Raw genomic sequence first — 1,682 nt, 5'->3', positions numbered from 1 at the left:
CCCTCTCCCCCCCCGACGAGCGGACCCCGCCCCCCGGCCACTCCCCCACCCCCGGCGCCGCTGCACCCCGGCGGAATCCGACGCTCCGTCAGGACACGTCACACCCCTTGATGTGACGTGTTCATGTCGCCACTCTGTTACCTGGCGCATCCCCCAGCGAAACCTGGCGCCGCCACGATGACCGGGCGCCGCCCGGTACCGCACGGGGCCGGCCGAACCGCCAAGGTCCCACCGAATCAAGGGAGTTCCCCCATGCCCGTCGGCAAGGTCTACGCGCGTCGAGCCGCCGTGCTCGCCTCCACGGCCGCCCTCACCCTCACCGGCCTCGTCACCGCCGCGCCCTCCGCGCAGGCCGCGATGCCGACCCCGGTCAGTGCCGCGACCGCCCGTACCTACCTCGCCTCCCTCACGGTCAAGGCGGAAGGTTCCCTCACCGGCTACAGCCGGGATCTCTTCCCGCACTGGATCACCCAGTCCGGCACCTGCAACACCCGCGAGACCGTCCTCAAGCGGGACGGCTCGAACGTCGTCACCGACTCCAGCTGCGCCTCCGTCAGCGGCAGCTGGTACTCGCCGTACGACGGCGCCACCTGGACCGTCGCCTCCGACCTCGACATCGACCACGTCGTCGCGCTCGCCGAGGCGTGGCGCTCGGGCGCCAGCTCCTGGACCACCAGCCAGCGCCAGGCGTTCGCCAACGACCTCACCCGGCCGCAGCTCATAGCCGTCACCGACAACGTGAACCAGGCCAAGAGCGACCTCGACCCGGCCGAGTGGCTGCCCCCGCGCACCGCGTACCACTGCACCTACGCCCGCGCCTGGGTCCACACGAAGTACCACTACAACCTCAGCGTCGACTCGGCGGAGAAGAGCGCGCTCCAGTCCGTCCTCAACGGCTGCTGACCCCAGCCCCCCTGACGCACCGTAAGGACGGCACGTCAGCACCCCGCACGAGAACGGCGTGAAATCGACGCGCCTGTGGTCCAGACCTGAGCCACCCTGGTCCGAACCAGAGCGGCCCTCCCCACAGGCGCGCCCGATTCACCAGGTGATTGAACTTGCAAGTACTACTCAGGGAAGCCTAACCTGGCGGCCACTCGGTACCAGTCCCCCACGCCCGTCCTCCCGGACGGGCCGGCCGAAGGAGCCCCCACCATGAGCACCCTGACCCAGCGCCTGCATCAGGCGCAGCCGTACGCGCTCGGCCTGTTCCGGATCGTCGTCGGCCTGCTCTTCGCCTGCCACGGCGCCGCCTCGCTCTTCGGCGTCCTCGGCGGCGCGATGGGCGGCGGCACGGTGCCCACCGGCACCTGGCCCGGCTGGTACGCGGCGGTGATCCAGCTCGTCGGCGGCGTCCTCGTCCTCGTCGGCCTCGGCACCCGCGGCGCGGCCTTCATAGCCTCGGGCTCGATGGCGTACGCGTACTTCTGGGCCCACCAGCCGGAGGCCCTGTTCCCGCTCCAGAACGGCGGCGAGACCGCGGCCCTCTTCTGCTGGGCCTTCGCCCTGCTGATCTTCACGGGCCCGGGCGCCCTCGCGCTCGACGCCCTCTTCGGCCGCAAGGGCGCCCAGGGCACCCGGGCCGGCCGGAACGCGCAGGACACGGAGCAGCAGGGCACGCCGGTCGCCGCCTGACGGCCGGCCGCCCGCACCCCCCTCCGCTCACCACCCCACCCCCTCCG

Annotated in this window: 2 protein-coding genes; both read left to right on the top strand. The window is 72.2% G+C overall.

What is annotated here, in order from left to right; all coding sequences use genetic code 11:
• Nucleotides 1-252: 252 nt before the first annotated feature.
• Nucleotides 253-903, top strand: coding sequence for an HNH endonuclease family protein (locus IF73_RS0136950; RefSeq protein WP_031015873.1), 651 nt, complete (start codon nucleotides 253-255; stop codon nucleotides 901-903).
• Nucleotides 904-1,164: 261 nt separating this feature from the next.
• A complete protein-coding gene (locus tag IF73_RS0136945; RefSeq protein ID WP_031015871.1) occupies nucleotides 1,165-1,635 on the top strand; it encodes a DoxX family protein in 471 nt (156 codons plus the stop codon).
• The last annotated feature ends 47 nt before the right edge of the window (nucleotides 1,636-1,682 follow it).

This window comes from Streptomyces sp. NRRL F-5727 (assembly GCF_000719555.1).
Taxonomy (GTDB): domain Bacteria; phylum Actinomycetota; class Actinomycetes; order Streptomycetales; family Streptomycetaceae; genus Streptomyces.
The sequence above is the reverse complement of the archived record's forward strand: the minus strand, read 5'-3'. Positions and strand labels throughout refer to the sequence as shown.

Bases quoted from the DNA above. Each gene is read 5' to 3' on its own strand.
- IF73_RS0136950 (WP_031015873.1), top strand. From the start codon at position 253: ATGCCCGTCGGCAAGGTCTACGCGCGTCGAGCCGCCGTGCTCGCCTCC.